The following is a 242-nucleotide window of genomic DNA, read 5'->3' as shown; positions in this document are numbered from 1 at the left end:
CTAGCGCCTCACTTTGCTAAGCAGCTCGACCAGTTAGTTGTACTTTTAAACAACCAACCTCAATTAGCGCTTGATTTAAGTGGCTTTGCCGACCAACGAGGAGATGAACAGGCTAATTTTTTACTGTCTAAAAAACGTGTAAATGCAGTGCAAAGTTATTTAATAAAACACGGCGTTAGCCACAAACGTTTAAGTACGCAAGCCTTTGGTGAACAACACACATTGGCAAATAGCAATACCAC

1 protein-coding gene is annotated in these 242 nt (G+C 40.9%); it reads left to right on the top strand.

The features are described from left to right. The coding region (locus tag R2R70_RS22685) for an OmpA family protein (RefSeq protein ID WP_410979298.1) at positions 1-242 on the top strand (242 nt) is incomplete at both ends.

It is taken from the genome of Cobetia sp. SIMBA_158, assembly GCF_046566945.1.
Lineage (GTDB): Bacteria > Pseudomonadota > Gammaproteobacteria > Pseudomonadales > Halomonadaceae > Cobetia > Cobetia amphilecti.
Note: the sequence above shows the minus strand (reverse complement) of the source record. Positions and strands in the feature narration are given on the sequence as shown.